At 46.1% G+C, this 25,032-nt stretch carries 27 protein-coding genes and 1 other annotated feature; of the genes, 17 read left to right on the top strand and 10 right to left on the bottom strand.

The features are described from left to right. The first annotated feature begins 46 nt into the window (after nt 1-46). On the top strand, nt 47-694 hold the full coding sequence (trmB, locus tag KNO90_RS02725; RefSeq protein ID WP_214741431.1) for a tRNA (guanosine(46)-N7)-methyltransferase TrmB: 648 nt from the start codon (nt 47-49) through the stop codon (nt 692-694). Between the two features lie 105 nt (nt 695-799). Then, the gene (locus KNO90_RS02720) at nt 800-1,309 is read left to right on the top strand and encodes a hypothetical protein (RefSeq protein ID WP_251125834.1); all 510 of its coding nucleotides are present in this window, start codon (nt 800-802) and stop codon (nt 1,307-1,309) included. A gap of 39 nt (nt 1,310-1,348) precedes the next feature. On the opposite strand, the gene dhaM is transcribed toward KNO90_RS02720, so the two are convergent. The 4 genes from dhaM to KNO90_RS02700 form a co-directional block, all read right to left on the bottom strand. Continuing rightward, complete coding sequence (gene dhaM, locus KNO90_RS02715; RefSeq protein ID WP_251128064.1) at nt 1,349-1,699, bottom strand: dihydroxyacetone kinase phosphoryl donor subunit DhaM; 351 nt, start codon at nt 1,697-1,699, stop codon at nt 1,349-1,351. 10 nt (nt 1,700-1,709) lie between these two features. Beyond that, nucleotides 1,710-2,300 carry a dihydroxyacetone kinase subunit DhaL gene (dhaL, locus tag KNO90_RS02710; protein WP_215112953.1) on the bottom strand — a complete coding sequence of 197 codons (591 nt, stop codon included), beginning with the start codon at nt 2,298-2,300 and terminating at the stop codon, nt 1,710-1,712. 19 nt (nt 2,301-2,319) lie between these two features. Continuing rightward, nucleotides 2,320-3,297, bottom strand: coding sequence for a dihydroxyacetone kinase subunit DhaK (dhaK, locus tag KNO90_RS02705; protein WP_214741425.1), 978 nt, complete (start codon nt 3,295-3,297; stop codon nt 2,320-2,322). Between the two features lie 102 nt (nt 3,298-3,399). Further along, nucleotides 3,400-3,702, bottom strand: coding sequence for a PepSY domain-containing protein (locus KNO90_RS02700; RefSeq protein ID WP_012726763.1), 303 nt, complete (start codon nt 3,700-3,702; stop codon nt 3,400-3,402). A gap of 138 nt (nt 3,703-3,840) precedes the next feature. Here KNO90_RS02700 and KNO90_RS02695 point away from each other — a divergent pair, with 138 nt between their 5' ends. After that, on the top strand, nt 3,841-4,914 hold the full coding sequence (locus KNO90_RS02695) for a M42 family metallopeptidase (protein ID WP_214778129.1): 1,074 nt from the start codon (nt 3,841-3,843) through the stop codon (nt 4,912-4,914). 149 nt (nt 4,915-5,063) lie between these two features. After that, complete coding sequence (locus KNO90_RS02690) at nt 5,064-6,080, top strand: PTS sugar transporter subunit IIC (RefSeq protein ID WP_214741421.1); 1,017 nt, start codon at nt 5,064-5,066, stop codon at nt 6,078-6,080. A gap of 33 nt (nt 6,081-6,113) precedes the next feature. Here KNO90_RS02690 and KNO90_RS02685 read toward each other — a convergent pair whose 3' ends face one another. Then, nucleotides 6,114-6,446, bottom strand: coding sequence for a hypothetical protein (locus tag KNO90_RS02685; protein WP_214741419.1), 333 nt, complete (start codon nt 6,444-6,446; stop codon nt 6,114-6,116). 115 nt (nt 6,447-6,561) lie between these two features. Between KNO90_RS02685 and KNO90_RS02680 the strand changes: the two genes are divergently transcribed. The 6 genes from KNO90_RS02680 (at nt 6,562) to KNO90_RS02655 (ending at nt 11,051) form a co-directional block, all read left to right on the top strand. Next, nucleotides 6,562-6,873 carry a thioredoxin family protein gene (locus tag KNO90_RS02680; protein WP_214741417.1) on the top strand — a complete coding sequence of 104 codons (312 nt, stop codon included), beginning with the start codon at nt 6,562-6,564 and terminating at the stop codon, nt 6,871-6,873. 6 nt (nt 6,874-6,879) lie between these two features. After that, nucleotides 6,880-7,674: a DUF1444 family protein gene (locus tag KNO90_RS02675; protein ID WP_215112952.1), complete on the top strand. Its 795-nt coding sequence runs from the start codon at nt 6,880-6,882 to the stop codon at nt 7,672-7,674. Nucleotides 7,675-7,728: 54 nt separating this feature from the next. Next, nucleotides 7,729-8,343, top strand: coding sequence for a YtpR family tRNA-binding protein (gene ytpR / locus KNO90_RS02670; RefSeq protein WP_215113291.1), 615 nt, complete (start codon nt 7,729-7,731; stop codon nt 8,341-8,343). A 54-nt stretch (nt 8,344-8,397) separates the two neighbouring features. Continuing rightward, complete coding sequence (locus KNO90_RS02665) at nt 8,398-9,108, top strand: hypothetical protein (protein WP_215112951.1); 711 nt, start codon at nt 8,398-8,400, stop codon at nt 9,106-9,108. Between the two features lie 85 nt (nt 9,109-9,193). Continuing rightward, nucleotides 9,194-10,501 carry a UDP-N-acetylmuramate--L-alanine ligase gene (gene murC / locus KNO90_RS02660; protein WP_214741409.1) on the top strand — a complete coding sequence of 436 codons (1,308 nt, stop codon included), beginning with the start codon at nt 9,194-9,196 and terminating at the stop codon, nt 10,499-10,501. Nucleotides 10,502-10,598: 97 nt separating this feature from the next. Continuing rightward, nucleotides 10,599-11,051: a Dps family protein gene (locus KNO90_RS02655; RefSeq protein ID WP_215112950.1), complete on the top strand. Its 453-nt coding sequence runs from the start codon at nt 10,599-10,601 to the stop codon at nt 11,049-11,051. 39 nt (nt 11,052-11,090) lie between these two features. Here the strand turns inward: KNO90_RS02655 and KNO90_RS02650 are convergent, their stop codons facing one another. Beyond that, on the bottom strand, nt 11,091-12,203 hold the full coding sequence (locus tag KNO90_RS02650; protein ID WP_215112949.1) for an aminopeptidase: 1,113 nt from the start codon (nt 12,201-12,203) through the stop codon (nt 11,091-11,093). A 169-nt stretch (nt 12,204-12,372) separates the two neighbouring features. Here KNO90_RS02650 and KNO90_RS02645 point away from each other — a divergent pair, with 169 nt between their 5' ends. The 5 genes from KNO90_RS02645 (at nt 12,373) to ccpA (ending at nt 16,422) form a co-directional block, all read left to right on the top strand. After that, nucleotides 12,373-12,885 carry a DUF948 domain-containing protein gene (locus KNO90_RS02645; protein WP_214741403.1) on the top strand — a complete coding sequence of 171 codons (513 nt, stop codon included), beginning with the start codon at nt 12,373-12,375 and terminating at the stop codon, nt 12,883-12,885. Nucleotides 12,886-12,910: 25 nt separating this feature from the next. Beyond that, a complete protein-coding gene (locus tag KNO90_RS02640; protein ID WP_214741401.1) occupies nt 12,911-13,459 on the top strand; it encodes a YtxH domain-containing protein in 549 nt (182 codons plus the stop codon). A gap of 254 nt (nt 13,460-13,713) precedes the next feature. Then, nucleotides 13,714-13,950 carry a hypothetical protein gene (locus KNO90_RS02635; protein ID WP_214741399.1) on the top strand — a complete coding sequence of 79 codons (237 nt, stop codon included), beginning with the start codon at nt 13,714-13,716 and terminating at the stop codon, nt 13,948-13,950. Nucleotides 13,951-14,189: 239 nt separating this feature from the next. Continuing rightward, nucleotides 14,190-15,281, top strand: coding sequence for a bifunctional 3-deoxy-7-phosphoheptulonate synthase/chorismate mutase (locus KNO90_RS02630; RefSeq protein WP_214741397.1), 1,092 nt, complete (start codon nt 14,190-14,192; stop codon nt 15,279-15,281). Between the two features lie 127 nt (nt 15,282-15,408). Continuing rightward, complete coding sequence (gene ccpA, locus KNO90_RS02625; protein WP_074033452.1) at nt 15,409-16,422, top strand: catabolite control protein A; 1,014 nt, start codon at nt 15,409-15,411, stop codon at nt 16,420-16,422. A 51-nt stretch (nt 16,423-16,473) separates the two neighbouring features. Here ccpA and KNO90_RS02620 read toward each other — a convergent pair whose 3' ends face one another. The 3 genes from KNO90_RS02620 to KNO90_RS02610 are packed head-to-tail and all read right to left on the bottom strand — an operon-like array spanning nt 16,474 to nt 18,914. Then, nucleotides 16,474-17,643 carry an acetoin utilization protein AcuC gene (locus KNO90_RS02620; protein WP_215112948.1) on the bottom strand — a complete coding sequence of 390 codons (1,170 nt, stop codon included), beginning with the start codon at nt 17,641-17,643 and terminating at the stop codon, nt 16,474-16,476. Further along, nucleotides 17,640-18,272 (bottom strand): acetoin utilization AcuB family protein, encoded by a 633-nt coding sequence (locus KNO90_RS02615; protein ID WP_214741393.1) that lies wholly within the window; start codon nt 18,270-18,272, stop codon nt 17,640-17,642. The genes KNO90_RS02620 and KNO90_RS02615 overlap by 4 nt, the downstream gene beginning before the upstream one ends. 12 nt (nt 18,273-18,284) lie before the next feature. Further along, nucleotides 18,285-18,914 carry a GNAT family N-acetyltransferase gene (locus tag KNO90_RS02610; RefSeq protein ID WP_215112947.1) on the bottom strand — a complete coding sequence of 210 codons (630 nt, stop codon included), beginning with the start codon at nt 18,912-18,914 and terminating at the stop codon, nt 18,285-18,287. Between the two features lie 155 nt (nt 18,915-19,069). Between KNO90_RS02610 and acsA the strand changes: the two genes are divergently transcribed. Beyond that, nucleotides 19,070-20,776, top strand: a complete 1,707-nt coding sequence (gene acsA, locus KNO90_RS02605) for an acetate--CoA ligase (protein ID WP_214741389.1) — start codon at nt 19,070-19,072, stop codon at nt 20,774-20,776. Nucleotides 20,777-20,813: 37 nt separating this feature from the next. On the opposite strand, the gene KNO90_RS02600 is transcribed toward acsA, so the two are convergent. Continuing rightward, nucleotides 20,814-23,300 carry a transglycosylase domain-containing protein gene (locus tag KNO90_RS02600; RefSeq protein WP_214741387.1) on the bottom strand — a complete coding sequence of 829 codons (2,487 nt, stop codon included), beginning with the start codon at nt 23,298-23,300 and terminating at the stop codon, nt 20,814-20,816. A 169-nt stretch (nt 23,301-23,469) separates the two neighbouring features. Then, nucleotides 23,470-23,667, top strand: a binding site (T-box leader). Between the two features lie 47 nt (nt 23,668-23,714). Here KNO90_RS02600 and tyrS point away from each other — a divergent pair. Continuing rightward, complete coding sequence (gene tyrS / locus KNO90_RS02595; protein ID WP_214742396.1) at nt 23,715-24,962, top strand: tyrosine--tRNA ligase; 1,248 nt, start codon at nt 23,715-23,717, stop codon at nt 24,960-24,962. Nucleotides 24,963-25,032: the final 70 nt, after the last annotated feature.

Genomic DNA, 25,032 nt, shown 5'->3' with positions numbered 1-25,032 from the left:
ATTCCCATTAAACTTGAACATTTGATGAACGAAAGGTAGGATTTTCATGCGTTTACGACATAAGCCTTGGGCAAGAGAGTATATGGAGGCCCAGGAACATGTATTTATTCAACATCCTGATCAGTTGAAAGGGAAGTGGCGTACCGAGTTTGGTAACGACCACCCGCTTTTCATTGAAGTCGGTTCAGGAAAAGGACAATTTATCTTAGGGATGGCGAAACAACATCCCGATGTGAATTTTATCGCAATCGAATTATTTGAGAGTGTCGCGGTATCCATCGTCCAAAAACTAGTCGAGACACCGATGCCGAACGTGAGAGTATTGACAGTAGATGCAAAACAACTCGTTGATTATTTCGAAGCGGGTGAAGTTGATCGTGTGTACTTGAACTTCTCGGATCCATGGCCAAAAACACGTCATGCGAAACGACGGTTGACGTATAAGACGTTCTTAGCGACGTACGAGGCGATTCTCCCGAAAGCGGGTGAGATTCATTTCAAGACGGACAATCGAGGTTTATTCGAATATTCGCTTCAAAGTATGAGCCAATACGGAATGTTCTTCACAGAAATTTCACTCGATTTACATGTAAATGAACCAGAAGATAATGTTCGAACTGAGTATGAAGAACGCTTCAGTGCGCTTGGTCAACCGATTTATCGAATGGAAGCTGTCTTCCGTCCGAAAAATTGACACGCTTTTTTCTTATTTTAATAGTATTTTCTTCACACTTTTTTCTTTCTTCTTGGTACAATAGGAATGACGCTAAACTGGAATAAGAGAAGGGGGAACATGGGGATGTTGAAAAAAGCATGGGCAAGCCTGCTTGCAGTAATCTTCATTCTAACAATCGCACCAATGAATACCTCAGCGAACGAAGCGTTCTTGGACGCACTCGAAGAGGATTTGAAAGCGACGCATTACGACTATAAAGAAGGAACAGCTGAAATCGTGAAAGAAGAAACACTTCGCCATTCAAATGGAAACGAAGTCATCGCAGCGGTCGTCAAACTCGACACAATCCGTGATGGAATCTTTATTACACGTAAAACCGAGTTGCATTATTATGATGCAACAGATAACAAAATCCTCTCGACAGCAGATCTTGCTGAAGTCGAAGGAGCAGGCGATTTCGCGGATGCGAACATTGACATGCTTGGACAAAAAGTTGTCTACTGGTTACCAGTTCTGATCTTGCTTCTATTAATTGCAATCCCTGCAATTATTTTGTATGTTGTCGTACCACGATTCTATTCAACTAGCTCATATATGAATCCTGTATATGAAAAGAATGACAACCCACGTTAATACGTAAAAGCACCCCGTTCTTCTGAACGGGGTGCTTTTTTATTGTTGCTTTAGCTGTCCAACGATGTCAGCGAGTGACATCCCATTCCCAGAAGAAACCGATGCGATGAAGGCACTCTCGACGATCGGACCGTCGAAGAAAGCAAGTTGTTTGTCGCCTTCGTACATGTCGATGGCGAGTTCGGCGTTCATCGTAGCTGATCCGATGTCACTGAGAAGAAGGGCTTCGCCTTCGACTTGACCAAGTGCTTCTAAAATCCGGTTCACGTCTGTTCCGATTGCCCCATCATCAAGGCCACCAGCTAGATGAATCGGAACAGCAGGTGCCATTTCTTTCATGAGATCTTGAATCCCTTCCGCAATTTTTGCGCTATGCGAGACGATAATCAATTCGACGATGTTAATCGACCTCCTTCATAATGGCAGCCAATAGAATGGAGCTAGAAAGAGAGCCAGGGTCGACCGTGCCTCGTGAGTTTTCTCCGAAATAGGAGGCTCTACCTTTTGTCGCCACCATATCCTCCGTTTTTTGGACGAGTTCATCTAGTTGTTTCTGATAATCGTCGCCTTGTTGAACGTGATCGAGGAACGGGTCCCATACGTCAACCATCGTTTTTTGACCGACCTCGGATTTTCCACGGGCTTTGATGGAATTAGATCCCTCTTGGAGCGCTTCCTTGAGTAAGGTGAAATCAGCTTCTTTCGCTTCACCGAACGTGGTTGCCATCTTGACGAAGGCGGAACCATATAACGGTCCGGCCGCACCGCCTACCTTCGACATGAGGGTCATCCCGACTTTTTTACTGAGTGCTCCTAACGAGTCATATTCTTCATCCAAAATGGATGAGACCGCATCGAACCCACGAGACATGTTAATTCCGTGGTCACCATCCCCGATTGCCCGATCTAGGTCCGTAAGTGTGTCTTTTTGTTCTTCGATGCCAACTTGTGCATCACGCAACGCTTGCTTCATCCCATCAATCGTCAACATAAACAAAACACCTCATTCATTAATTTTTAAAGCCGAGTGCTGCCGATGGAGCGTCTAAATAAGAAGTCATCTCCTCATCAAGAGGAAGGAGGGTGATGGAGAATCCATGCATCTCGAGCGATGTCATATAGTTGCCGACGTATTTCCGTTTGAGCGTATAACCGGCAGCCTCCAGTTTTTCTGCGACAAAGTGATAGGTCACATACAACTCAGACAACGGCGTTCCACCCATACCGTTCACCATAACGGCAACTTCACCAGGATCGACTTCTTTTTTCAAATGACTGAGGAGGTCGTCGACGATTTGGTCGACATCACTCGTTGGTTTCCGCTCGACACCACGTTCCCCGTGAATCCCGATGCCGATTTCCATCTCTTCTTCATTCAAGTCGAAACCAGGTTTACCACTGACCGGCATGTAACAAGGTTCAACTGCCATCCCCATAGAGCGCACGTGTGAAGCTACTTTTTCGGCAATCGCTTTAACCTCTTCGAGTGATTTGCCACTAGCGGCAGCGGCACCGGCAATCTTGTGGACAAAGACCGTTCCGGCAACCCCGCGTCGATCTTCTTTGTTCGAAATGGCGACATCGTCGGCGACGACGACATGGTCGACTTTAATCCCATCCCCTTCCGCAAGTTCTGCGGCCAGTTCAAAGTTCATGACATCCCCTGAGTAGTTTTTGACAATGAGTAAGACTCCGTTGCCACCGTCAGCTGCCTTGATTCCTTCAAGTACCATGTCCGGAGTAGGAGAGGTGAACACTTCCCCACAAACTGCCGCATCTAGCATGCCATCTCCGACATAACCTGCGTGTGCCGGTTCGTGACCGCTCCCACCACCCGAGACGAGTCCAACTTTCCCAGACTTCGCTCCGTCGGCACGGCAGATGACATTCACGCCATCAACGCGACCATACACTTCAGGATGGGCGTGGACCATTCCTTCTACCATTTGCGATACGAGTTCACTTGGTTCACCGATTAGCTTCTTCACACGAGATCACTCCTTTTTTGAATTGAAAACTACCAATTTCAATTTTCCACTCTTTCGTTCGAACTAAACAAAAAAACCGACGAATCATTCGTCGGTTTCGTGTCATGCATATTCGAGTAAAGCGCCAGTCTCAGAGTCGACTGTGAACTCATATGTTTTTTCTTCATCGTTCTCAAGAACCGAGATGCCACCTTTGTAGACGTCGTATTCACGACCATCATACGTGTAAATCTCCGGTGATGCTGAAATCCATGCCCCTTGGACATGACCTTTTGCTGAGAAAGCACGTTTTGTGTACTCCAACGCGTTTTCTGCAGATAAGCTACGTTCATCTAAAGCTTTTTTCGTCATAAGTGCGGCAATGACGGCAACCCCGATTCCAATAAACCAATACCTTTTTTTCATATGACTACCTCCCCTTGAACTATGGCTATCATGTACATCGTACCAAAACCTGTACCCGAATGGAATGAAAAGCATTCGCATCCTATCAAATCTTTTGTATATAATGAGACAAGAACGACTAGGGAAGGATGATGAAAGATGGATCAGAAGACAAGAGATTTATTCAAGACGTTAACAGAACTACCGGGTGCTCCGGGGTTTGAGTCAGAGGTGCGTCAGTTCGTACGCGAACGCATCGAACCCCATTCAGACGAGATTGTCACAGATGGAATTGGATCAATTTTCGGGAAACGTGTGGGGGATGAGTCGGGACCGAAAGTGATGGTAGCCGGACATATGGATGAGGTTGCCTTTATGGTGACACGGATCACCGAGAACGGCATGCTTTACATACAACCACTCGGTGGCTGGTGGAGCCAGGTGCTTATGGCGCAACGCTTCGACATCATCACGTCGAACGGTAAAATTCCGGGTGTCGTCGCTTCGACACCGCCTCACTTGCTAGGACCTGATGCGATGAGTAAACCGATGGACATCAAACAGATGTTCATCGATATCGGCGCCGATTCAAAAGAAGAGGCAGAGTCATGGGGGGTACGTCCAGGTGTACCAGCTGTCCCGTCGAGCGCATTCACTCCGCTTCACCATCCGAAAAAGATTATGGCCAAAGCATGGGATAACCGTTATGGCGTCGGTCTTGCTGTCGAATTGTTGGAGGAAACGACAAAAGCAGATCACCCGAACATTCTCTTCTCGGGTGCCACGGTACAAGAAGAAGTCGGATTGCGCGGCGCACAGACGGCATCTGAATTGATTCAACCGGATGTGGCGCTCGTACTTGATGCTTCACCGGCGAACGATGCCTCTGGAAGTAAAACAGAGTTCGGACAGCTCGGTGAGGGTGCCTTGATTCGCATTTTGGACCGTGTCATGGTCATGTCACCAGAAATGCGTGATTTCTTGCTCGACACGGCTTCAGACGAAAACATTAAAACCCAGTATTTCGTCTCACCAGGCGGTACCGATGCGGGGCGCGTTCACATGAGCGGAGAAGGGGTCCCGACAGCCGTGATTGGTGTCGCATCAAGATACATTCATACGCATGCATCCATTCTTCACACCGATGACTACGATGCAGCAAAAGCGTTACTCAAAGCGTTGGTCAAACGACTGGATCGTTCGACACTTGAAACACTTCGTCCGTCACGTTGATTTACTTCGTCCGTCCACTCATTTCATGGGTGGACGGTTTTTTATGGTTTTTCTTGCTATTTCGAAAAAACACCTTATACTGATAGAAGTGTTTATACAATTTGTTTACTTGTGACAAGACACTTGTTTGAGTGTAAGGAGGATATACGGTGTTCAAGAAAAAAGGAATCTCACTTAGTCCGTCAATCTATTTTGTGACGGCACTAAGTTATATGGCACTTGGTTTGTTTAGTACATTAATTATTGGTCTGATCATGAAGACGATTGGTGGGCAACTCGATCATACAGTTCTTTCAGGAATGAGTGGAACATTGATTCAAATCGGAGAAGTAGCGATGAGTTTGACGGGTCCTGCCATCGGGATTGCCATCGCCTATGCGTTAGAGGCGCCACCGCTCATTTTATTTTCGGCGCTCGTTGTCGGGGCGTTCGGTTATGAATTCGGACCGGCAGGAAGCTATGTCGCGACGATTCTTGCCGTCGAAGTGTCAAAGCTTGTCTCTAAATCGACAAAACTTGATATTTTAGTGACGCCGTTCACAACGATTGCAGTCGGTTATTTCACCGCGACATATATCGGTAAATATGTCGGATTGTTCATGACGCAACTTGGTAGTTGGATTGAATGGGGCACGGAACAACAACCTTTATTCATGGGTGTGGTCGTTGCGACGTTGATGGGACTCGCATTAACTGCACCGATTTCAAGTGCTGCCATTGCACTCATGCTCGGTTTGGACGGGATTGCAGCAGGAGCCGCAACTGTCGGATGTGCCGCGCAGATGATTGGTTTTGCCATTACGAGTTATCGGGATAATGGGGTCGGTGGAGCGATTGCTCAAGGAATTGGAACATCGATGCTTCAGGTTGGAAACATCGTGAAAAACCCTTGGATTCTCTTACCTCCAACATTAGCAGGAGCGGTTCTAGCGCCGATAGCAACATTACTTTTTGAATTGGAAAGTGTCGCTGCAGGTGCCGGCATGGGAACGAGCGGACTTGTCGGTCCAATCGTCATGCTTGAGACGATGGGCTTTAGCTGGTATACGCTTATGATTGTCCTCGGTTTCTTAATCATCGGGCCAGCCTTACTCAGTTATGCGGTCTATGAAGTGTTGAGAAGGACTGGACGGATTCAACCGAATGATTTGAAAATTGACTACTAAAAAAGGCGACGTTCCTCGAAACGTCGCTTTTTTTCATCCAATTCCAAACCACATTTTAACGGACTCAACCGTCTCACGCGGAACGCGGAAACTGACGAGAAAGAGCATCAAAACAAGCACATAGATGGGAAGTAAAAAACGTTTTCGCACGATTGGTAAATAACGTGCCAGTTTCTTGAACCATTTTTCAAGAACATAAATGACAGCGAATCCGACAACGAGCCAAATCAAGATTTCTAATCTGGATTTGTCGGTATCAATAAATAAATAGCCGTATCGAATAATGGCGAGCATACCGAAAACGCCGACCATTTGTTCGAACGGGTGCTTCATATCGGGATTTAAAGTTTCACGCGTTAATTTCATTTAATCTCACCTGTTTCAACTAGTTTCGGTTTTGATTATAACAAACAGCAGAACAGAATGTGTGACTAGACTTATGCTATTATAAGTGAGGAAAAAACGAACAGGAGTGGTAATCATGAAACAACTATCAACAATGGAAGAATATACAGTAGCGAAAGATGCGAAAAGTGTCTTCATGTTTTCAGCGGCATGGTGTGGGGATTGCCGATTCCTTGACCCGTTCATGCCAGAAATCGAAGAGAAATTTAAAGAATGGACGTTTTATCATGTCGACCGTGATGAGTTCATGGATCTTGCACAAGAACTTGATATTTTCGGGATTCCAAGTTTTGTGGCGTTTCATGATGGCAAAGAAGTCGATCGTTATGTTGGTCGGGAACGCAAAACGCCGGAGCAGGTCGAAGCATTTTTGAATGGACTCGGGTGACCCTTTATGGAACGGAATGAGTTAAGACGTTATCTAGAATCGAGCTTCAATGAGGATTATCGCACGTCCTATGACCGCGAAAATGAAGTCATGCGCATCGAACGTAAGTCTGACCGTTTTGGGGTGAACATTCGACTTGCACCGATTGTCGCAAAAGCGAAAACTCGTGGGAAAGTGGCTGTTGATGAAGTGATTGAGTATATTGAATCTGCCATGAAGGCGGATGATCAAATCTCCCTTGAAGGAAATAGTGCGTCCATCTATCCTGTCATACGCTCGAATTCGTTTTCGAAGACGACAAAAAATGGGGAATCGCTCGTATTTACACCTCATACAGCTGAAACGGCAATATTCTATGCGCTAGATCGCGGGAACGGTTATCGATTGATTGAAGAACGACATTTGTCTGAAGAGTTCAGTCTTGAACGTGTCGACCACATCTCTCGTGAGAATGTAAAAAAACTTCCGACGGAAATGAAACAAGATGAGGTGGCAGGGAATCCGTTCTACTTTTTATCTGCCCGAGATGGATATGAAGCATCGCGTATTTTAAATGATGAATTTCTGCGGATGATGGAGCGGCGCGTCGAAGGAGATATGCTCGTCGGAGTCCCGCATCAAGACGTGATGATTATTGCGGATGTACGAAACGATCAAGGGTATGATGCGATGCAACAATTGATGTTTGATTTCTTTACGAATGGTCGTGTCCCTGTGACTGCACTCGCCTTTCACTATGAGGCAGGGCATCTTGAACCGATTTTTATTGTCGGAAAAAAGACCCCGCCATCGAACACATAATCTGATAAAATAAGTGAGATGAGTTTGAAAGAAGGGACGTAGGAACGTATGCAAATGAATGTGTTTTATAACCGAGAAGGAATCGGTGATGTGCTCATGGTGTTATTGAAAGAGGGAGAACGTCACCATCAGACTGTAGAACGGACAGGTGATATCGCCGTCGTCAAATCTGCAGATGGAGAAGTGAACGGGTATAACTTGTTCCAGGCGAGTCAATATGTGGACGTTACGGGTTGGAACGGTCCTGTTGACTTGACGGTCGAATTGGTTGAACAGCTGCGAATCATCTTGAAGGACAATGGCATTGAAGAGGATTTCTCTTGGGTTGATGTGTCACCGAAATTTGTTGTCGGCTATGTTGAACAGGCTGTGAAGCATCCAGACGCTGACAAATTATCCGTTTGCCAAGTCCAAATTGACCAAGGCACTGTACAGATTGTTTGTGGTGCACCAAACGTTGCGACAGGTCAAAAGGTTGTTGTTGCGAAGCCTGGTGCGGTCATGCCGACAGGGTTAATCATTCGCCCATCTGCACTTCGTGGTGAACCTTCACACGGAATGATCTGTTCTGCCCGTGAATTAAACCTTCCAAATGCCCCACAAGAAAAAGGGATTTTAGTTTTAGATGACGAATATGAAGTAGGTACAGCATTTGAAATCGGTCGCTAATTTCGACCGATTTTTTGTTAAATAAGGATTGAGTGAAAAAGCGAGGAATCAAGTATGGATGCATATGAACGTTCACTGAAACAACAAGCAGAGCGAATCAAACGGGAATTATCGAGAGAAGGGCAGACGGTATCCCCTCCACCGAAAGCAGATGTCCCCAATGAATTTATACCGTCAGATGTCCCGTCACCGATCTATGGATATGCTCGTCCGAAACCAAAGATTGTGCTTCCTGTCGAACACTCTCCGGAGACGAGAGAAGCATATGATTCAGAGCAGAAGGCAGAGAACGAAACCGTTGAGGAATTGATGCAAGAAGAACCAACGATTGAACACTCGTCTCTCCATGAACAAAACGAAGCGCCTCTTGAAAAGATTTCCACGGAAATGACATTCGAAAAGAAATCATTATTAGGCGAGGTCTCAATTTTAGATGACGGTTTCTCATCCGTCTTTATGCAGTCGACGGACTTGTCCCATTCAAAAAAAGAATCGGTCGTGGATGTGGATGATGCAGCTGCACCAGAAGAAACGTTAGATGTAAACGCATCCCCGGAGCAAATCGGACCATCGGTTGAGCAGATTGCAGAAAGATTACAAACACCATCTGAGCAACAGACGTTACCGCCGGACACAGAGTTGACACCGGCAGTACAAGTCTCTTACAAAGCGGATCAACCGCCTGTAAACGTGATGATGACGCCGAAAGATCGAATGGCGATGTACCGTAGCCGACGACTTGCACAAAAAAACAATAATCTGTAATAGCACGACTCCATGAGTTTTGCTATAATGACAAAGGTTTGTCGCATTTTGACGAGCCGCAATGAATTAGGGGGGCTATTTACAGATGAACCGTTATCACTTCGTCGGAATTAAAGGAACGGGCATGAGTCCTTTAGCTCAAATTTTATTTGATATGAACAATGAGGTCCGTGGGTCGGACGTTGAAAAAGCATTTTTTACTGAAGAAGCATTAAACCGAAAAGGGATTGAAATTTTGCCGTTTGATCCTGACAATATTTCTGAAGACCAAATCGTCGTACAAGGAAACGCGTTCAGCGACGACCATCCAGAAATCGTGCGCGCACGTGAACTCGGCTTGACGATTTATAAGTATTACGAGTTTTTAGGTGAGCTCGCAAACCATTATACGAGTGTCGCCATTACGGGGTCACATGGGAAAACATCAACAACAGGCTTGCTTGCCCACGTCATGCGTGGAATCGAGCCGACATCATTCTTGATTGGTGATGGAACGGGTGAGGGAGTTGCCGATTCGAAGAACTTCGTCTTTGAGGCCTGTGAATATAAGCGTCACTTCTTATATTATCGTCCTGATTATGCCATCATGACGAACATCGACTTCGATCATTCGGATTACTTCTCTGGTTTAGATGATGTCATCGATGCATTCCAAGAAATGGCCAAGCAAGTGAAAAAAGGGATCATTGCTTGTGGCGATGACGAGAATCTTCAACAAATCCAAGCCAATGTGCCGCTCGTTTATTACGGGTTTGGAACACATAATGATTTCCGTGCTGAAAACGTCACATCAACAGAAAATGGAACAACATTTGATGTCTTTTTACGTGATGATTTCTACGGAACATTCCGCATTCCTGGATATGGAGACCACAGTGTATTAAACGCACTCGCTGTGATCGCGACATGTGACTATGAAAACTTGCCAAAAGAATTGGTTAAAGAACGATTGGAAACATTTGATGGTGTGAAACGTCGCTTTAGTGAATCGACACTAAACAATCAAGTACTCGTTGACGATTACGCACACCATCCGCGTGAAATTAGTGCGACAGTTGAGGCGGCTCGTAAAAAGTATGGGGAGCGGGAAGTCGTGGCGATTTTCCAACCGCATACGTACACACGTTTGAAATCATTCATGGACGACTTTGCGACAGCATTGGCCGAAGCAGATACAGTCTATTTATGTGACATTTTCGGTTCGGCACGTGAACAAGAAGGGACGGTCACGATTGAGGACCTTCAGTCACGAATCGAAGGCGCGCATATTTTGAAACGTGGTGGCACGAGCGTCTTACGCAATCATGACAAGGCGGTACTCTTGTTCATGGGTGCAGGTGACATCCAAACGTATCAACGCGAATATGAAGAAATCGTAAAACTTGAAGCATAAGATGGAGGAGGGACGAATGTCTCTCCTTTTTTATGTTTAGCCAACGAAAATCTCGGTAATAGTAGTATCGATGAATAAGACAAAGGAGATGTTAGGAATGGCTAGTCAAGGTGCACTCAATACGTTAAACAAGGAAGTCGCGAACTATGGACTGTTATTTGTGAAGCTCCATAATTACCATTGGTATATCAATGGTCCTCACTTCTTTACGTATCACGAGAAACTCGAAGAGCTTTATAACTTAGTGGCAGAACTCTACGATGACGTTGCAGAAAGACTTCTCATGAACGATGGAGAACCGTTTGCGACGATGAAAGAGTATTTAGAACACTCAACACTAAAAGAAGGCAATCGTCACGAAGAAACCGAACAGATGATCAAAGATATCATCAGTGACTTCAAACAAATCCGTCAAGAGATGCAGGATGCGATGGAAAAATTTGAAGATGGAGACGAAGCGATTGAAGATACGTTCGTATCTCACATCGAACGACTCGAAAAAGAGATTTGGATGATGTCTGCTGCACTCGGCAAAAAACCTAAACTTTAACATAAAAATGGTGCGTCTCGCGTAGACGCACCATTTTACTTATTTCAAATTTTCTGGGTTGAGCGGGAGTAAGGAATCGATGACGAATCGTCCGTCTTTTCGAATCAATACATCGTCGAACCAGATTTCACCACCGCCGTAATCCGGACGCTGAATGTTGACGAGGTCCCAGTGAACTGACGAATTATTGCCGTTATACGCATCATCATACGCTTGACCAGGCGTGAAATGGAAGCTTCCATCAATTTTTTCATCGAAGAGAATGTCTTTCATCGGATGTTGAATGTACGGGTTGACACCGATAGCGAATTCACCGACGTAACGAGCTCCTTCATCTGTGTTGAACACTTCATTGATCCGTTCTGTATCATTGGCCGTCGCATCCACGATTTTGCCGTCTTTGAATGTCAACTTCACGTTCTCGAACGTGAAGCCTTGGTATGGAGATGGCGTGTTATATGTGATGACGCCATTGACCGAATCTTTGACCGGCGCCGTGAACACTTCACCGTCTGGAATGTTCATTTGACCAGAGCATTTGATTGCCGGGATATCTTTTATGGAGAACGAGAGGTCCGTTCCTGGTCCTTTTAACGTGACACGGTCCGTCTTGTTCATCAATTCGACCAATCCGTCCATCGCACGGTCCATTTTTCCGTAATCGAGTGTACATACGTTGAAGTAGAAGTCTTCGAACGCTTCTGTTGATTTTCCTGCGAGTTGTGCCATCGATGGGGATGGGTAGCGGAGGACGACCCACTTCGTCCCTTTCACGCGGTCTTCCGTGTGCATTTTACCGAGCGTAGCACCGACGAGTTTTTGTTGCTCACTCGGCACGTCAGAGAGTTCATTGATGTTATCGCCGGCACGTAAACCGATGTATGCATCCATGGCTTGCATCTGTTTCCGTTCGATGTCAGCCATGAGTTCAAGTTGTTCGCGACTGGCACCCGTATATAATTTACGTAAGATACGGCTCTCTTTCAACAAGACGAATGGGTGTCCGCCCGCCTCATATGCTTTTTCGACGAGTGCCTCGACAAGCGATTCCTCTACGCCAAAATTCTCAATCAGTACTTTTTCCCCCGGTTGTAACTTGACGGAATAATTGATTAAACCGTCTGCTAATTGTGTAATTCTTGGATCTCTCACACGATCACCCCTAATTATTTTTATGAATTTCTATTTTAGTGTAATCGAAAACATAAAAACGGGTAAAGGAATAATCAGACCGAATGGCGAAAACGGTTGTAGCAAATCTTTTCAGTCATAATGGTGCTATAATGAAACGAGAAACGATTGAATAGGAGGAATGGATTGAATGGAGATCACACTAGGAGGCATCGCGGGCCTGATTGCGGCCCTCGCGTTTGTCGTACTCGTCATCTTCTTGGCACGTGTCTTATCGAATGTAAACCGTACACTCGGTAGCGTCGCCAATACGACCGAAAATTTAGAACGCCAGCTCGACGGAATCACGATGGAAGTGACGGCGCTCTTACATAAGACGAACCGTCTCGTCGACAACGTGGAAGAAAAAACAGAATTGCTCGCACCTGTTGCGCATGCGCTCGATGAACTAGGTACATCACTGAACGAGGTAACCGAATCAGTCCGTACCGTCTCAACTTCTGTCCACTCGGCAGCGGATGAAAACAAAGAGCAGATTGCACAAGCCGTGCGTTGGGGGTCTGTGGCAGTCGAATTGTTCAAGAAGAACAAACCAGAGTCTTCTACAACAAAAGAACGTCCACGTCGTCGCACACGACGCGAAAAGAAAGAGGAAACACCTGTATCACCTGACTTGATTCAAACGGACGATACGATTAAATAAGGAAACTACGGGGAGGAACTCACACATGACAGACCAAAAGCAACCAACAGAACAGAATCAATCAAGTAGCGGATTTTTGACGGGGGTCATCCTCGGAGGGATTGTCGGAGCAGCGGTTGCTCTCTTAACATCACCGAAAAGCGGACGAGAAGTGCGGACGTACCTTGACGAAAAGACATCTACATCGCGTGAGCGCTTGACTGTCAAATCGAAAGAGATGCGTGAGAAAGCAGAGCCGGTCGTTGGGGAATGGATTAAAGTAGCGAGCGATAAGGCGGCACCTGTCCTCAATATCGTGAAAGATAAGGCGCGTGAGGCAGCCGAGTTAAAGCAACAAATCGATGAGGACGACCTTTCGATTGAAGAGGCGATGGAGAAAGCAGATCAACTCGTCGCGGAAGCGGAATCTGAAGTGAAAGAACAGATGGACCGCGCGGCCGAAAAAGAGACGCCGGACTCATCACTTGAATCTGAGTCGGACGATTCACTCGAAGCACCTATCAATGAGATGCTCGATGATGAGTCAAAAGAAGAACTCAATGATTTGAAGAAAGACCTTAAAAAGGAAGAATAATGTAAAAGGACCGTGAACTGAACCCTGAATGATCGTCACTTGATAAAAAGTGCTCATTCAGGGTTTTTGAATGTGATCGAATCGATATAATGAATCTATTTATTCAGACGAGAGTTTCGAAACGTAAATCACTCCACTATGAAACACGAAATTAAAGACTAATCAGTATTGGCGAAATTGAGAAAGATAGAAAATGAATCGTGAGAAAAGTGTATAAAGACGGTTATAATATTTTTTTGTTTGCAGGAGGATAGATGATTATTGAAATAGACGGTTATTATAAGCAATCTTTCCTAAGGGGAAATGAATGTACTTTAAGTGAACTCAAAGAAATCTATGAAGCAATTTTAGGAGTTACAGATTCTGCTTCTGAAGTAAGTTCAATATTATGTAATAATTATAATTTTAAAGCAATCTCTATAAATGAAGTTGTGAATGTACGATACGTAATTGATACAGACACACAAATTGTCTATGAACCATCAAAATAAAATTTCATATTTGTAGTTTGATGGTAGATAAAATTATTAGATGTCTAGATAGCTATCACAACACACACGCTATTCGAGGCATTCGTTATTAAATTTCCCTAAATTAGGTTTCAGTTCAGAACGCGTTCGGTCCTTTTTTGGTGATTTTGTGACGTAGAAGGTTTCCTTATGACAAAGCGCACAAAGTTCGATATAATTAGGTTTCTGGAAAGAACGGCTTAAGAATGTGAGGGAAACGAATGAGTCCACAAGATCAATTGAATCGATTACGTCGAGAAATGGATGAATTGAACCATGAAATGCTCGACTTGCTAAGTCGGCGTGGTGCACTTGCCGTCGAAATTGGAAAAATCAAACGTCTTCAAGGCGTCGAACGATACGACCCGGTCCGAGAACGAGAGATGCTCGATTTCATCGCAGCTTCGAATCAAGGACCGTTCGAAACGTCACGTCTTCAACATATTTTTAAAGAAGTATTTAAAGCGTCTGCTGAACTACAAGGCGAAGACCGGGATAAGACGTTACTCGTTTCGCGTAAACGTCAACCGGAAGATACGTTGGTCCATGTGAAGGACGTGACGATTGGGAATGGACGTCCGCAGCTGATTGCGGGGCCATGTGCCGTCGAATCGTTCGAACAAGTGAACGCGGTCGCAGAGAAGCTCGCGTTGTCTGGAGTGAAAGTGATGCGAGGCGGGGCATACAAACCACGTACATCGCCGTATGACTTCCAAGGCTTAGGTTTTGAAGGGTTGAAAATGCTGAAGGCAGCAGCGGACCGTCATGATTTACGAGTCATCACGGAAATCATGACACCAGGAGCAGTCGAGTCGGCCTTGCCATATGTCGATATCATTCAAGTTGGTGCCCGGAATATGCAAAACTTTGATTTGTTGAAAGAAGTCGGTAAGACAGACAAACCGGTCTTGTTGAAGCGTGGATTATCCGCTACAATCGAAGAGTTCATTTATGCGGCAGAGTACATTATGGCGAGTGGGAACAGCCAAGTCATCTTGTGCGAGCGAGGGATTCGGACGTATGAGCGTGCGACACGCAATACGTTAGACATCACGGCAGTGCCGATTTTGAAACAAGAGACGCATTTACCGGTTATGGTAGACGTCACCCATTCGACAGGTCGTCGTGACTTGTTGTTACCGGCTGCAAAAGCAGCGCTTGCCATCGGGGCAGACGGTGTCATGGTCGAAGTACACCCGAATCCTGCCATTGCATTATCGGATGCGCAACAACAATTGGATTTCGATCAATTCGATCAATTTGTGGAAGGACTGACGGTCCAGTTTCCCCAACTTGATTTGGTGAAAAAGTAAGCTTTCCAAATGGAAACGTTTTATATCGCATGAAGACAGGGTAAATGGATGACAGATACCTGTCTTCCTTTTTTAAGACGTTTTATGAAAACTTTTTGAAAATCAGGACTTGTAGGAGGAGTAGTTTATGAATAGTAACAACGTAACGATTTACGATGTCGCACGAGAAGCCGGGGTGTCCATGGCAACCGTCTCTCGTGTCGTCAACGGAAACCCGAACGTCAAACCGACAACACGCAAGAAAGTACAAGATGCGATTGACCGTCTCGGTTATCGTCCGAACGCCGTCGCGCGTGGGCTAGCAAGTAAGAAAACGACGACGGTCGGTGTCATCGTACCGGACATCTCAAATATTTTCTTCGCCGATTTGGCACGAGGCATTGAAGATGTGGCGACGATGTACAAATACAACATCATCCTTGGAAACTCGGATTCAAGTCGTGACAAGGAAGTCCATTTACTAAACACACTTTTAGGGAAACAAGTGGATGGCATCATCTTCATGGGTGGACGTTTGCATGAAGATCTCGTCGAAGAGTTCAAAAAATCACCGGTTCCAATCGTTCTCGCAGCGACATTGAACCAAGGATATGACCTCCCGGCCGTCAACATCGATTATGAGCAAGCGGCATATGACGCGACTCAGATGTTGATCAACCACGGACATGACCGTGTTGGATTCATCACTGGTCCACTCGAGCAACAGATCAATGGCGAGAAGAAATTCGCAGGATACCGCCGCGCGCTTGAAGATGCAGGTCTTCCATTCCATGATAACGATATGATTCTTGGGAATTACACATACGCATCAGGCCTTGAAGCCATGCAAAAAATGTTGCAGCGAGATGATTGCCCGAAAGCAATCTTTGCGGGGACGGATGAGATGGCACTCGGTGTCATCCACGCGATCCAAGATGCAGGTTACTCGGTTCCAAACGACTTTGAAGTCGTCGGTCACGATAACACGCGTCTCGCGACGATGATTCGTCCGAAGTTGACGACGGTCGTTCAACCGATGTACGATATCGGAGCCGTCGCGATGCGACTCTTGACAAAAATCTTGAACGCAGAAGAAATCGAAGAGAAAAACGTCGTGCTTCCTCACCGAATCGAGCGTCGTGATTCGCTTCGCCAAGACTAAGCAAAAGCCTCCACATTCATCAAATCATTTGATGGATGCGGAGGCTTCTTTTTATAGATAAATCGATTTTCGGTCATTTGAGATGAATGGCCAAAACGCTCGTTTGGTGACTTCCCAATTCTTTTCTTCAATTTGTTGCCGTCTCGGGATGTGGTCGAACGTATAAAGGGAATCGTCCCACCGTGTGGGTAACGGTTGACCAGCGATACCGGACCATTGTTCAATCCACTCGATTGGGATCTCTCCTGTATACGGTTCCTCACGCGTCAATCCGGCCCACACTTGAGCCCAAGCGCGTGGCACGGCACGATACCAGTCATACCCGCCACCACCAAGGGCGACGAGACGGCCGTCTGTATATTCATCGGCCAGGCGTGAGGCAATCTGCGGGATTTGTTCGAACGTCCGTATCGTTGATGCCAAATGGGTAAGTGGGTCAAACACATGGGCATCCGCACCGTTCTGAGTCAAAATGATATCGGGTTTGAACCATTCGCATGCCTCACGTAAGACGGTCTCGTAGCACGTCAAGAATGAATCGTCTTGGGTGAACGCATCGACCGGGACGTTCCAACTATAGCCGTATCCTTTCCCATTGCCACGCTCCGTCACTGTTCCAGTACCAGGAAAGAGATAACGACCGGTCTCATGAATGGATAATGTCATGACGTCATCATCGTCATAGAAGAGCCACTGAACGCCGTCCCCATGGTGTGCATCCGTATCCACATAGAGGACACGCGACCCATATTGCTTTCTCACATGAGCGATCGCAACAGCGGCATCATTATATACACAAAATCCTGATGCTTTACGCCGCATGCCGTGGTGTAATCCTCCCCCGACATGAAAGGCGCGCTCCGCTTTCCCGCTTGCCACGAGATCGAGTGCATGAATCGTCCCTCCAACGAGACGTGCCGCTCCTTCATGAATCGTCGGAAAGATGGGTGTGTCTTCCGTACCGAGACCAAATTTATTGGCTTTTAATGTAGATAGCTCACCTGCCGCCGCCGCTTGGACGGCTTCGATGTAATCGAGATCGTGAACGAGCGCTAACTCCTCAACCGAGGCGAGTGGAGGAGATACACATTCCGATTTGGAAAGTTTTCCGGCTGCAATCAATAGAGATGTCGTCAATTCAAGTCGCAATGGATTGAAGGGATGGTCCTCGTGAAAACGATAGGACGTCTCATCTTCACCAAATATGTAGATTGGTCTCATTGTGACATCTCCGGTCCGAGTACCTCATATCCTTCTCGCTTGAGTCGTTCGATAATCCGTAATGGATTCATCGTCTGGACGCGGAAGGAGATAATCCGTTTGTAGGGGTCACTCGTCGGATGAACGAAGACGTTAATGATGTTGATATTGGTTTTGGCGAGGAGCCGGGTCACTTTTTCGAGTGTCCCCGTCGTATTCTCAACTAAAATCTCGATTTGTGAGCTCGGCTCGAGTGCACCCGTCAATTGGACAAAGTATCGCAATAAATCCGTTTCGGTCAACACGCCAACGAGCTTGCCTTGTTCAACGATCGGGAGACAGGTCAGTCGGTTTTCATAAAATAATGCTGCCGCGTCCTCGAAGAAATCAAAAGGGTGTGCCGTCGGAACTTCGGGACGCATAATACTCGATATAGGGTTTTGGAAATCGGCATTTTCACTCTCGGGATGAAAGACACTCGTTGCACCGCTCATCTCAAATTGCCCGACAATCCCAACGACTTGTCGAGCGGGGTTTGTCACGATTAAATGTCTGACACGATGTTCTCGCATGAGTTTAGCTGCGTGAGCGATTGTATTGGTCGGTTGAATCGTCACGACATGTCGATTCATCATCTGTTCGATTAACATATCATTTCCTCCTCAATCGTACATGAATCGTCGGCGGAGCCGAAGCGAGTCAAAATGATCAACTGTTTCTTGGCGCACGTTTTTGCCGATGCGAGCCATCAAACAGTTGGCAGGGTGAGAGGCGATTTCTGGATCGTCTGTCGGGAAGAAGACAAGTCCACCATGATTCATCATCTTCTCCATGACTTTGCGATAATCCCAAATCGAGAGTCCACTGCCCTTCAAATCCCAGTGCCAATAATATTCGGTCGTTAAAATCAAAAAGTCATCCATATGTGGGTCTATCATCGACACTTCAAGCAATTGTTTCCCGATGCGTTGCCCTCGGAAGCGGGGACTTACCTCGATTGCCCCAAGTTCAAGGATGTATGGGTCGTTTCCTTCACTCCAACGCTCATATGGGTCAGGATAGAGGAAGGTCACGTAACCGATCACGAGATCATCCTGTCTGGCGACGATGATTCTTCCTTCTTTCAACCCAGCAATATCGACGAGTGCCTCGTGCTGATCTTCCGGTTCACGAAATGCGGTCAATCCTTCATCAAGACGATACGTCTGCAAGACGTCAGGCGCAATCGGACCGTCAATCGTGACGTCACCTTGTGAGGTCTGCCACACTTTTGAATGATATTGTTTTTCCATAGGGTCACCACCTTTTCCAACTCTTATTATAGCGCTTTCATTGGATTAGTTTCATGTGCTTTTGATGAAACTGGAAATTCATTGATTTGTCATAATTTTAACACTATACTGAAAGTGGTTATACCAATCTTTACAGGGGAGGCGAATCTTTAACGATGGAAAAATTGAAAGCGTTAACAGGGGAGCATCAATTAGCGTCGTATGAAGAGGCTTGTCAGTCGTTTGAATGGACACAAGCAGAAGCTTTATTTTCTTGGAACTTGACGGGGAAGGTCAATTTGGCATACGAAGCAATCGATCGTCATGCAGAAAGTGAATTGGCGACGAAAGTGGCATTGCTTTATTTCGATGGGGATCGGGAAGAGCGATACACGTATGCGGATATGAAGAAAGAGAGTAATCGTTCTGGTAATGTTCTGAAGTCGATTGGTGTAGAGAAAGGCGACCGTGTCTTTATCTTTATGCCACGTCAACCAGAACTTTATTTTATTTTACTCGGAGCGATCAAGCTAGGTGCCATCGTCGGTCCACTTTTTGAAGCCTTCATGGAACAAGCCGTACATGATCGACTCCTTGATTCTGAGGCGAAAGTGATTGTGACGACGAGAGAATTATTGCCACGAGTCCCGGTCGATCAATTGCCACACCTCGAAACCATCTTACTCGTTGGCGATGATATCGAGGAATCCGGCAAAGTGATCGATTACCGGAAGTTGGCAAGTGAAGCGACGACAGATCTCGAATTGACTTGGGTCGACCGTGAAGACGGTCTAATCTTACACTATACATCGGGTTCAACAGGAAAACCAAAAGGGGTTCTCCATGTCCATAATGCGATGATTCAACATATGATGACCGGCAAGTGGGTACTCGATTTGCAACCGAATGATATTTATTGGTGTACGGCCGACCCGGGATGGGTGACGGGAACGAGCTATGGTATTTTTGCACCGTTCTTAAACGGCGCGACAAACGTCATCGTCGGGGGACGATTTAATCCGGAATTTTGGTACTCGGTCATCGAACGATTTGGCGTAACAGTCTGGTATAGTGCGCCGACGGCATTCCGCATGCTCATGGGTGCAGGCGACGAAGCGTTTGAAAAATATAATTTGTCCTCCTTACGCCATATTCTATCTGTCGGGGAGCCGTTGAACCCTGAAGTCATCCGCTGGGGACATGAGGCGTTCAACCTCCGGATCCACGATACGTGGTGGATGACAGAAACAGGGGCCATGATGATTTGTAACTATCCGACGATGGATATTAAACCTGGGTCGATGGGGAAACCGATTCCTGGTTGTGAGGCAGCCATCTTGGATGATCAAGGTCGACCACTTCCCCCGCACCGGATGGGGAACTTGGCACTGAAGACACCATGGCCATCGATGATGCGTAAGATTTGGAAGAACGATACGAAGTATGAGAGTTACTTCTGGGGAGATTGGTACGTGTCAGGAGACTCTGCTTATATGGACGAAGACGGTTACTTCTGGTTCCAAGGACGTGTCGACGATGTCATCATGACAGCAGGCGAACGCGTCGGGCCATTTGAAGTCGAAAGTCGACTCGTCGAGCATCCTGCTGTTGCCGAGGCTGGCGTCATCGGAAAACCGGATCCGGTCCGAGGTGAAATCATTAAAGCATTCATTGCTCTTCGTAAAGGCTACGAACCGTCTGATGAGTTAAAACAAGAAATTCAACAGTTCGTCAAAGAAGGATTGGCAGCTCACGCGGCACCTCGAGAAATCGAGTTCAAGGACAAGCTTCCGAAGACGAGAAGTGGGAAAATTATGCGTCGCGTCTTGAAAGCTTGGGAGTTAAATCTTGAGACGGGCGATTTATCAACAATGGAAGACTGAGCAAAAAAGGTCGACACACGAGGTGTCGACCTTTTGCTTATTCATTATTGGAATCGGTAGAGTCGGCATTCGCCTCTTCGTCAGCCTTTTTCTTTGCCTCTTCGTCAGCTTTCTTCTTCGCTTCTTCCTCGGCTTTTTTCTTCGCTTCGGCTTCAGCTTTTTGTTTCGCTTCGGCTTCAGCTTTTTGTTTCGCTTCGGCTTCGGCTTTTTTCTTAGCGGCAGCATCGTCAGCAGCTTCTTGTTTTTTCGCTTCAGCGTCTTTCTTTGCTTCCTCGGCCTCTTTCTTCGCCTCTTCCTCTTTCTTCTTCTTCGCTTCCTCTTCTTTTTCTTTCTCTTCTACTTTCTTCTTCTCAGAGAATGTACCAGAGTCTTTGAAGTCTTTGGCAGAGACACTTGAAGGTTGAGCGAAGCGGGCGTTTACGCCTAAGGCTTCAGGATTATCCGCGTAAACGCGGTTCATCGTCTGTGACCAGATGCGTTGTGTTCGCTGGTAGTACCGACCGTATTCCCAACCGTCAAGCATCGAGACGAGTTGCGAATCATAACCGGACCAGACGGCGAGTGTGACGTTCGGGTTGGAACCGACCAAATACGAATCACGTTGATTGTTCGTTGTACCGGTTTTACCCATCCAGTCTCCAGGAACGTTGAGTAGTGATTTAGCATATGTCGCTGTACCTGACGTATAAACATCACGAAGCATATCAACGACAAGATAAGATGTTCGATCCGTATAAATACGTGTTTTCTTCGGTTTTGCTTCGTAAATCACTTCACCTTGATACTCGATTTGTTGAATAAAGTAAGGAGCGACATGTTCTCCGTAGTTGGCTAACATCGCATATGCTGCAGCTAAATCGATCGGTTTAACTTCTCCCGTACCGAGAGCCATCGCAGATGCATAACGGTTTCCTTCGGATACCGGAATCCCCATATCAACCAATTTCTGCGTATCAGCAGGTTTTTGGTTACGTTCTTCATAAATTTTAACGGCTGGAACGTTCAATGAAAGTTTGAGTGCATCACGGACCGTGACGGCTCCGCGATATGTCTTGCCTTCGTTTTGAACTTGTTTTTTCGGTTGTCCCGGACCCGTAAATTTATAATAGTATTCTTCGTCGATAATTTTAGTGGCAGGAGTAATCATACCGGCTTCAATCGCATTTGAATACACGAGAATCGGTTTTGCAGTCGAACCGATTTGACGTTCTGCCCAGAATGCACGGTTCAAATCATCGGTCTTGCCGTTAATGTAGCGACCACCGACGAATCCTAGCACTTTACCAGTCTTGTTTTCAATCATGACAGAAGAAGTCTGTTCAGGCAGGGTCCGATCCTCTTCTTCAACGTATTGATTCGGTCCGAAGTTCCCAGCATTTTTTGCAGGTTGTTGCATCGCTTCATGGATTTCTTTATCAAGCGTTAGTCGGATATTGAATCCACCTTGGCGTAACATGTTATGCGCTCGTTTTGCATACGTCGATCTGACGGTATCTTTTTCTTCAGAACTTAGATTGTTGTATTCAATCCCGTCCTGTTTCATCAGATAGTCAGTCACGATTTGACGAGCCTGTAGCTCTGCCTCATCGACAACGTACGGGTATTTATCACGAGGTTTTGTCTGTGTCTGCATGAAGTCTTGTGTGATGTCATAGTTATAGGCCGCATCATATTCTTCTTTTGTGATTTTTCCGGCAACATACATTCGGTTCAATACCGTCTTCATACGGTTGACAGCACCCGATACGTCCTCTTTAACGACCCCACCTTGATAATACGGTGTGTAGAAGAACGGGTTTTTCGGAATTCCTGCTAAGAATGCCGCTTGTGGCAACGTCAACTTTTCAGCTGAAGTATTGAATACGCCTCGTGCAGCAGCCTCGATCCCTGAAATGTTACGTCCCATCGAGTTACGACCGAACGATACGACATTCAAGTAAGCATTTAAAATTTCGTCTTTATTCATCGCTTTTTCAAGTCGAAGAGCTAGTAAAATTTCTTTTGCTTTCCGCTCGAACGACACTTCATTCGTTAGCATTTGGTTCTTGATCAATTGTTGCGTCAGGGTAGAACCACCAGTACGGTCTTCTGAACCGGTCGCTTCTTGTAAAATGGCACGTAATGTCGCTTTTGGAACGACTCCATCGTGTTCATAAAACTCGACGTCCTCTGTCGCAAGTAGCGCATCGACGACATATGGAGATACTTTTTCTACCGGTATTGGAATTCGCACTTCATCGGTCGTGTAGTTCCCGATTCGCTCTCCGCTCCCAAAGTAAATATTTGATGTCGATGTATACGTGTTGATTTGTGCAGTCATTGTATTATAGGCCGGGGTTGGCATATCTTTGACGAGGGATGCGAAATATCCGAAGCCGATTCCAGCACCTAAAAATCCAATGAGTACAACAGAAATGATAGTGAGGAGTAAAACGTTCCACGACACATCATATACAACGTTGGCATAGCGACGAACTTTCAATGACGTCGGATTGTTCCAAAAGTCTCGAATCTTCTGCAGCATGACAGCCTCCTTAAATATGGTGTAAAACTATTTTAGACAGTAATATATTCGATTATAGCACAATTCAACCTTCACCTTACCTTGAAACCGATGTCTTACGCAAGTTTCATTGTGGGAGTTGACAAGTGGAAAACGATGCTTATAAAATGAATAGCATAGTCAACGATATAATGACGCAATGAAGAAAGCGAAGTAGTCGGTGGGCCCCTTGTCCAGAAAGCTAGTGGTTGATGTGAACTAGCCAACGCCAAACGATGAATTACACTTTTAGAGCGTGCCTTTTGGCCGGTTCGAGACCGTTATCTCTCGCTCAAGCGGTCGCAAATTGCGACAAGTAGGGTGGTACCGCGGAATCTCCGTCCCTTCTCATATGAGAAGGGACGTTTTTTTATGTCAATTGAAGGAGTGGAACAGATGGAACTATTAAACGATTTAGAGTTTCGAGGGCTTGTCAACCAAATGACAGATGAAGAAGGACTAAAGGAACAACTGAAGCAACCGACGACGTTGTACACGGGATTTGACCCGACAGCAGACTCACTTCATATCGGGCACTTGCTCCCGATTTTAACGCTAAAACGTTTCCAACAGGCGGGCCATCAGGTCATCGCGCTTGTCGGTGGGGCGACAGGGATGATTGGAGACCCGTCTGGTCGTTCGGATGAACGTTCATTGAACACATTGGATACGGTCAAGCTCTTCTCCGATCGAATCAAAGATCAGTTGAGCCGATTCCTTCCACTTGAAGGGGAAAACCCGATCACGATTCGCAACAACTACGAATGGACAGAAGAGATGTCGATCATCGATTTCCTTCGCGACATCGGGAAGCACTTCCCAATCAGCTACATGCTTGCGAAAGATTCTGTCGATTCACGCATGGAGAATGGGATCTCGTACACAGAATTCTCATACATGTTGCTTCAATCTTACGACTTCTTGAAACTATACGAGACAGAGAAATGTCGTCTTCAAGTCGGTGGAAGTGACCAATGGGGGAACATCACGGCAGGTCTTGAATTGATTCGTCGCTTCGGTCATTCAGAAAAAGCGTTCGGACTCACGGTTCCGCTCGTCACAAAGTCTGACGGACAGAAGTTTGGGAAGACAGCGGGTGGTGCGGTTTGGTTAGATGCTGACAAGACGTCGCCATACGAGTTCTACCAGTTCTGGATCAACGTCGACGATGCGGATGTCATCAAGTTCATCAAATACTTCACGTTCATGACGCATGAAGAGATTGAAGCCCTTGCAGCAGAAGTGACGGAAGCACCTGAGAAGCGTGTGGCACAGCGCCGTCTCGCAGAAGAGATGACGAAGCTCGTTCATGGTGAAGCAGGACTTGAACAAGCAGAACGGATCACGAAAGCCTTCTTTAGTGGGGATTTAAAGTCACTTCAACCAGAAGACATGGAAGATGCGTTTAAAGGGATGCCGCAATTCGAACTTGACGGAGAGCGTAATCTTGTCGACCTCCTTGTCGAGGCTAAAATTTCACCATCGAAACGTCAGGCACGTGAAGACGTAACGAACGGTGCGATTTACTTGAACGGGGAACGTGAACAAGCGCTCGATAAAATGATTTCCCGCGAAGATACCCTCGGTGAATTCACGATCATTCGTCGTGGTAAGAAAAAATATTTCGTGATTCGTCACGTCTAATCATCACGTCTGTTCCTCATTTGTTGAGGAATGGACGTTTTTTTGTACATGACGTGCCACTTGGATTTGA

This window comes from Exiguobacterium sp. s63, from assembly GCF_018617335.1.
GTDB lineage: Bacteria > Bacillota > Bacilli > Exiguobacteriales > Exiguobacteriaceae > Exiguobacterium.
Note: the sequence above shows the minus strand (reverse complement) of the source record. Positions and strands in the feature narration are given on the sequence as shown.

Coding starts and splice junctions, on each gene's coding strand:
- KNO90_RS02720 (WP_251125834.1), top strand. CDS start 800: ATGTTGAAAAAAGCATGGGCAAGCCTGCTTGCAGTAATCTTCATTCTA.
- KNO90_RS02635 (WP_214741399.1), top strand. CDS start 13,714: ATGATTATTGAAATAGACGGTTATTATAAGCAATCTTTCCTAAGGGGA.
- ytpR (WP_215113291.1), top strand. CDS start 7,729: ATGAATGTGTTTTATAACCGAGAAGGAATCGGTGATGTGCTCATGGTG.
- KNO90_RS02640 (WP_214741401.1), top strand. CDS start 12,911: ATGACAGACCAAAAGCAACCAACAGAACAGAATCAATCAAGTAGCGGA.
- KNO90_RS02665 (WP_215112951.1), top strand. CDS start 8,398: ATGGATGCATATGAACGTTCACTGAAACAACAAGCAGAGCGAATCAAA.
- KNO90_RS02685 (WP_214741419.1), bottom strand. CDS start 6,446: ATGAAATTAACGCGTGAAACTTTAAATCCCGATATGAAGCACCCGTTC.
- KNO90_RS02615 (WP_214741393.1), bottom strand. CDS start 18,272: ATGTTAATCGAACAGATGATGAATCGACATGTCGTGACGATTCAACCG.
- dhaL (WP_215112953.1), bottom strand. CDS start 2,300: ATGTTGACGATTGATGGGATGAAGCAAGCGTTGCGTGATGCACAAGTT.
- KNO90_RS02610 (WP_215112947.1), bottom strand. CDS start 18,914: ATGGAAAAACAATATCATTCAAAAGTGTGGCAGACCTCACAAGGTGAC.
- KNO90_RS02675 (WP_215112952.1), top strand. CDS start 6,880: ATGGAACGGAATGAGTTAAGACGTTATCTAGAATCGAGCTTCAATGAG.
- murC (WP_214741409.1), top strand. CDS start 9,194: ATGAACCGTTATCACTTCGTCGGAATTAAAGGAACGGGCATGAGTCCT.
- KNO90_RS02600 (WP_214741387.1), bottom strand. CDS start 23,300: ATGCTGCAGAAGATTCGAGACTTTTGGAACAATCCGACGTCATTGAAA.
- acsA (WP_214741389.1), top strand. CDS start 19,070: ATGGAAAAATTGAAAGCGTTAACAGGGGAGCATCAATTAGCGTCGTAT.
- KNO90_RS02680 (WP_214741417.1), top strand. CDS start 6,562: ATGAAACAACTATCAACAATGGAAGAATATACAGTAGCGAAAGATGCG.
- KNO90_RS02645 (WP_214741403.1), top strand. CDS start 12,373: ATGGAGATCACACTAGGAGGCATCGCGGGCCTGATTGCGGCCCTCGCG.
- tyrS (WP_214742396.1), top strand. CDS start 23,715: ATGGAACTATTAAACGATTTAGAGTTTCGAGGGCTTGTCAACCAAATG.
- KNO90_RS02630 (WP_214741397.1), top strand. CDS start 14,190: ATGAGTCCACAAGATCAATTGAATCGATTACGTCGAGAAATGGATGAA.
- KNO90_RS02695 (WP_214778129.1), top strand. CDS start 3,841: ATGGATCAGAAGACAAGAGATTTATTCAAGACGTTAACAGAACTACCG.
- KNO90_RS02655 (WP_215112950.1), top strand. CDS start 10,599: ATGGCTAGTCAAGGTGCACTCAATACGTTAAACAAGGAAGTCGCGAAC.
- KNO90_RS02700 (WP_012726763.1), bottom strand. CDS start 3,702: ATGAAAAAAAGGTATTGGTTTATTGGAATCGGGGTTGCCGTCATTGCC.
- KNO90_RS02620 (WP_215112948.1), bottom strand. CDS start 17,643: ATGAGACCAATCTACATATTTGGTGAAGATGAGACGTCCTATCGTTTT.
- ccpA (WP_074033452.1), top strand. CDS start 15,409: ATGAATAGTAACAACGTAACGATTTACGATGTCGCACGAGAAGCCGGG.
- trmB (WP_214741431.1), top strand. CDS start 47: ATGCGTTTACGACATAAGCCTTGGGCAAGAGAGTATATGGAGGCCCAG.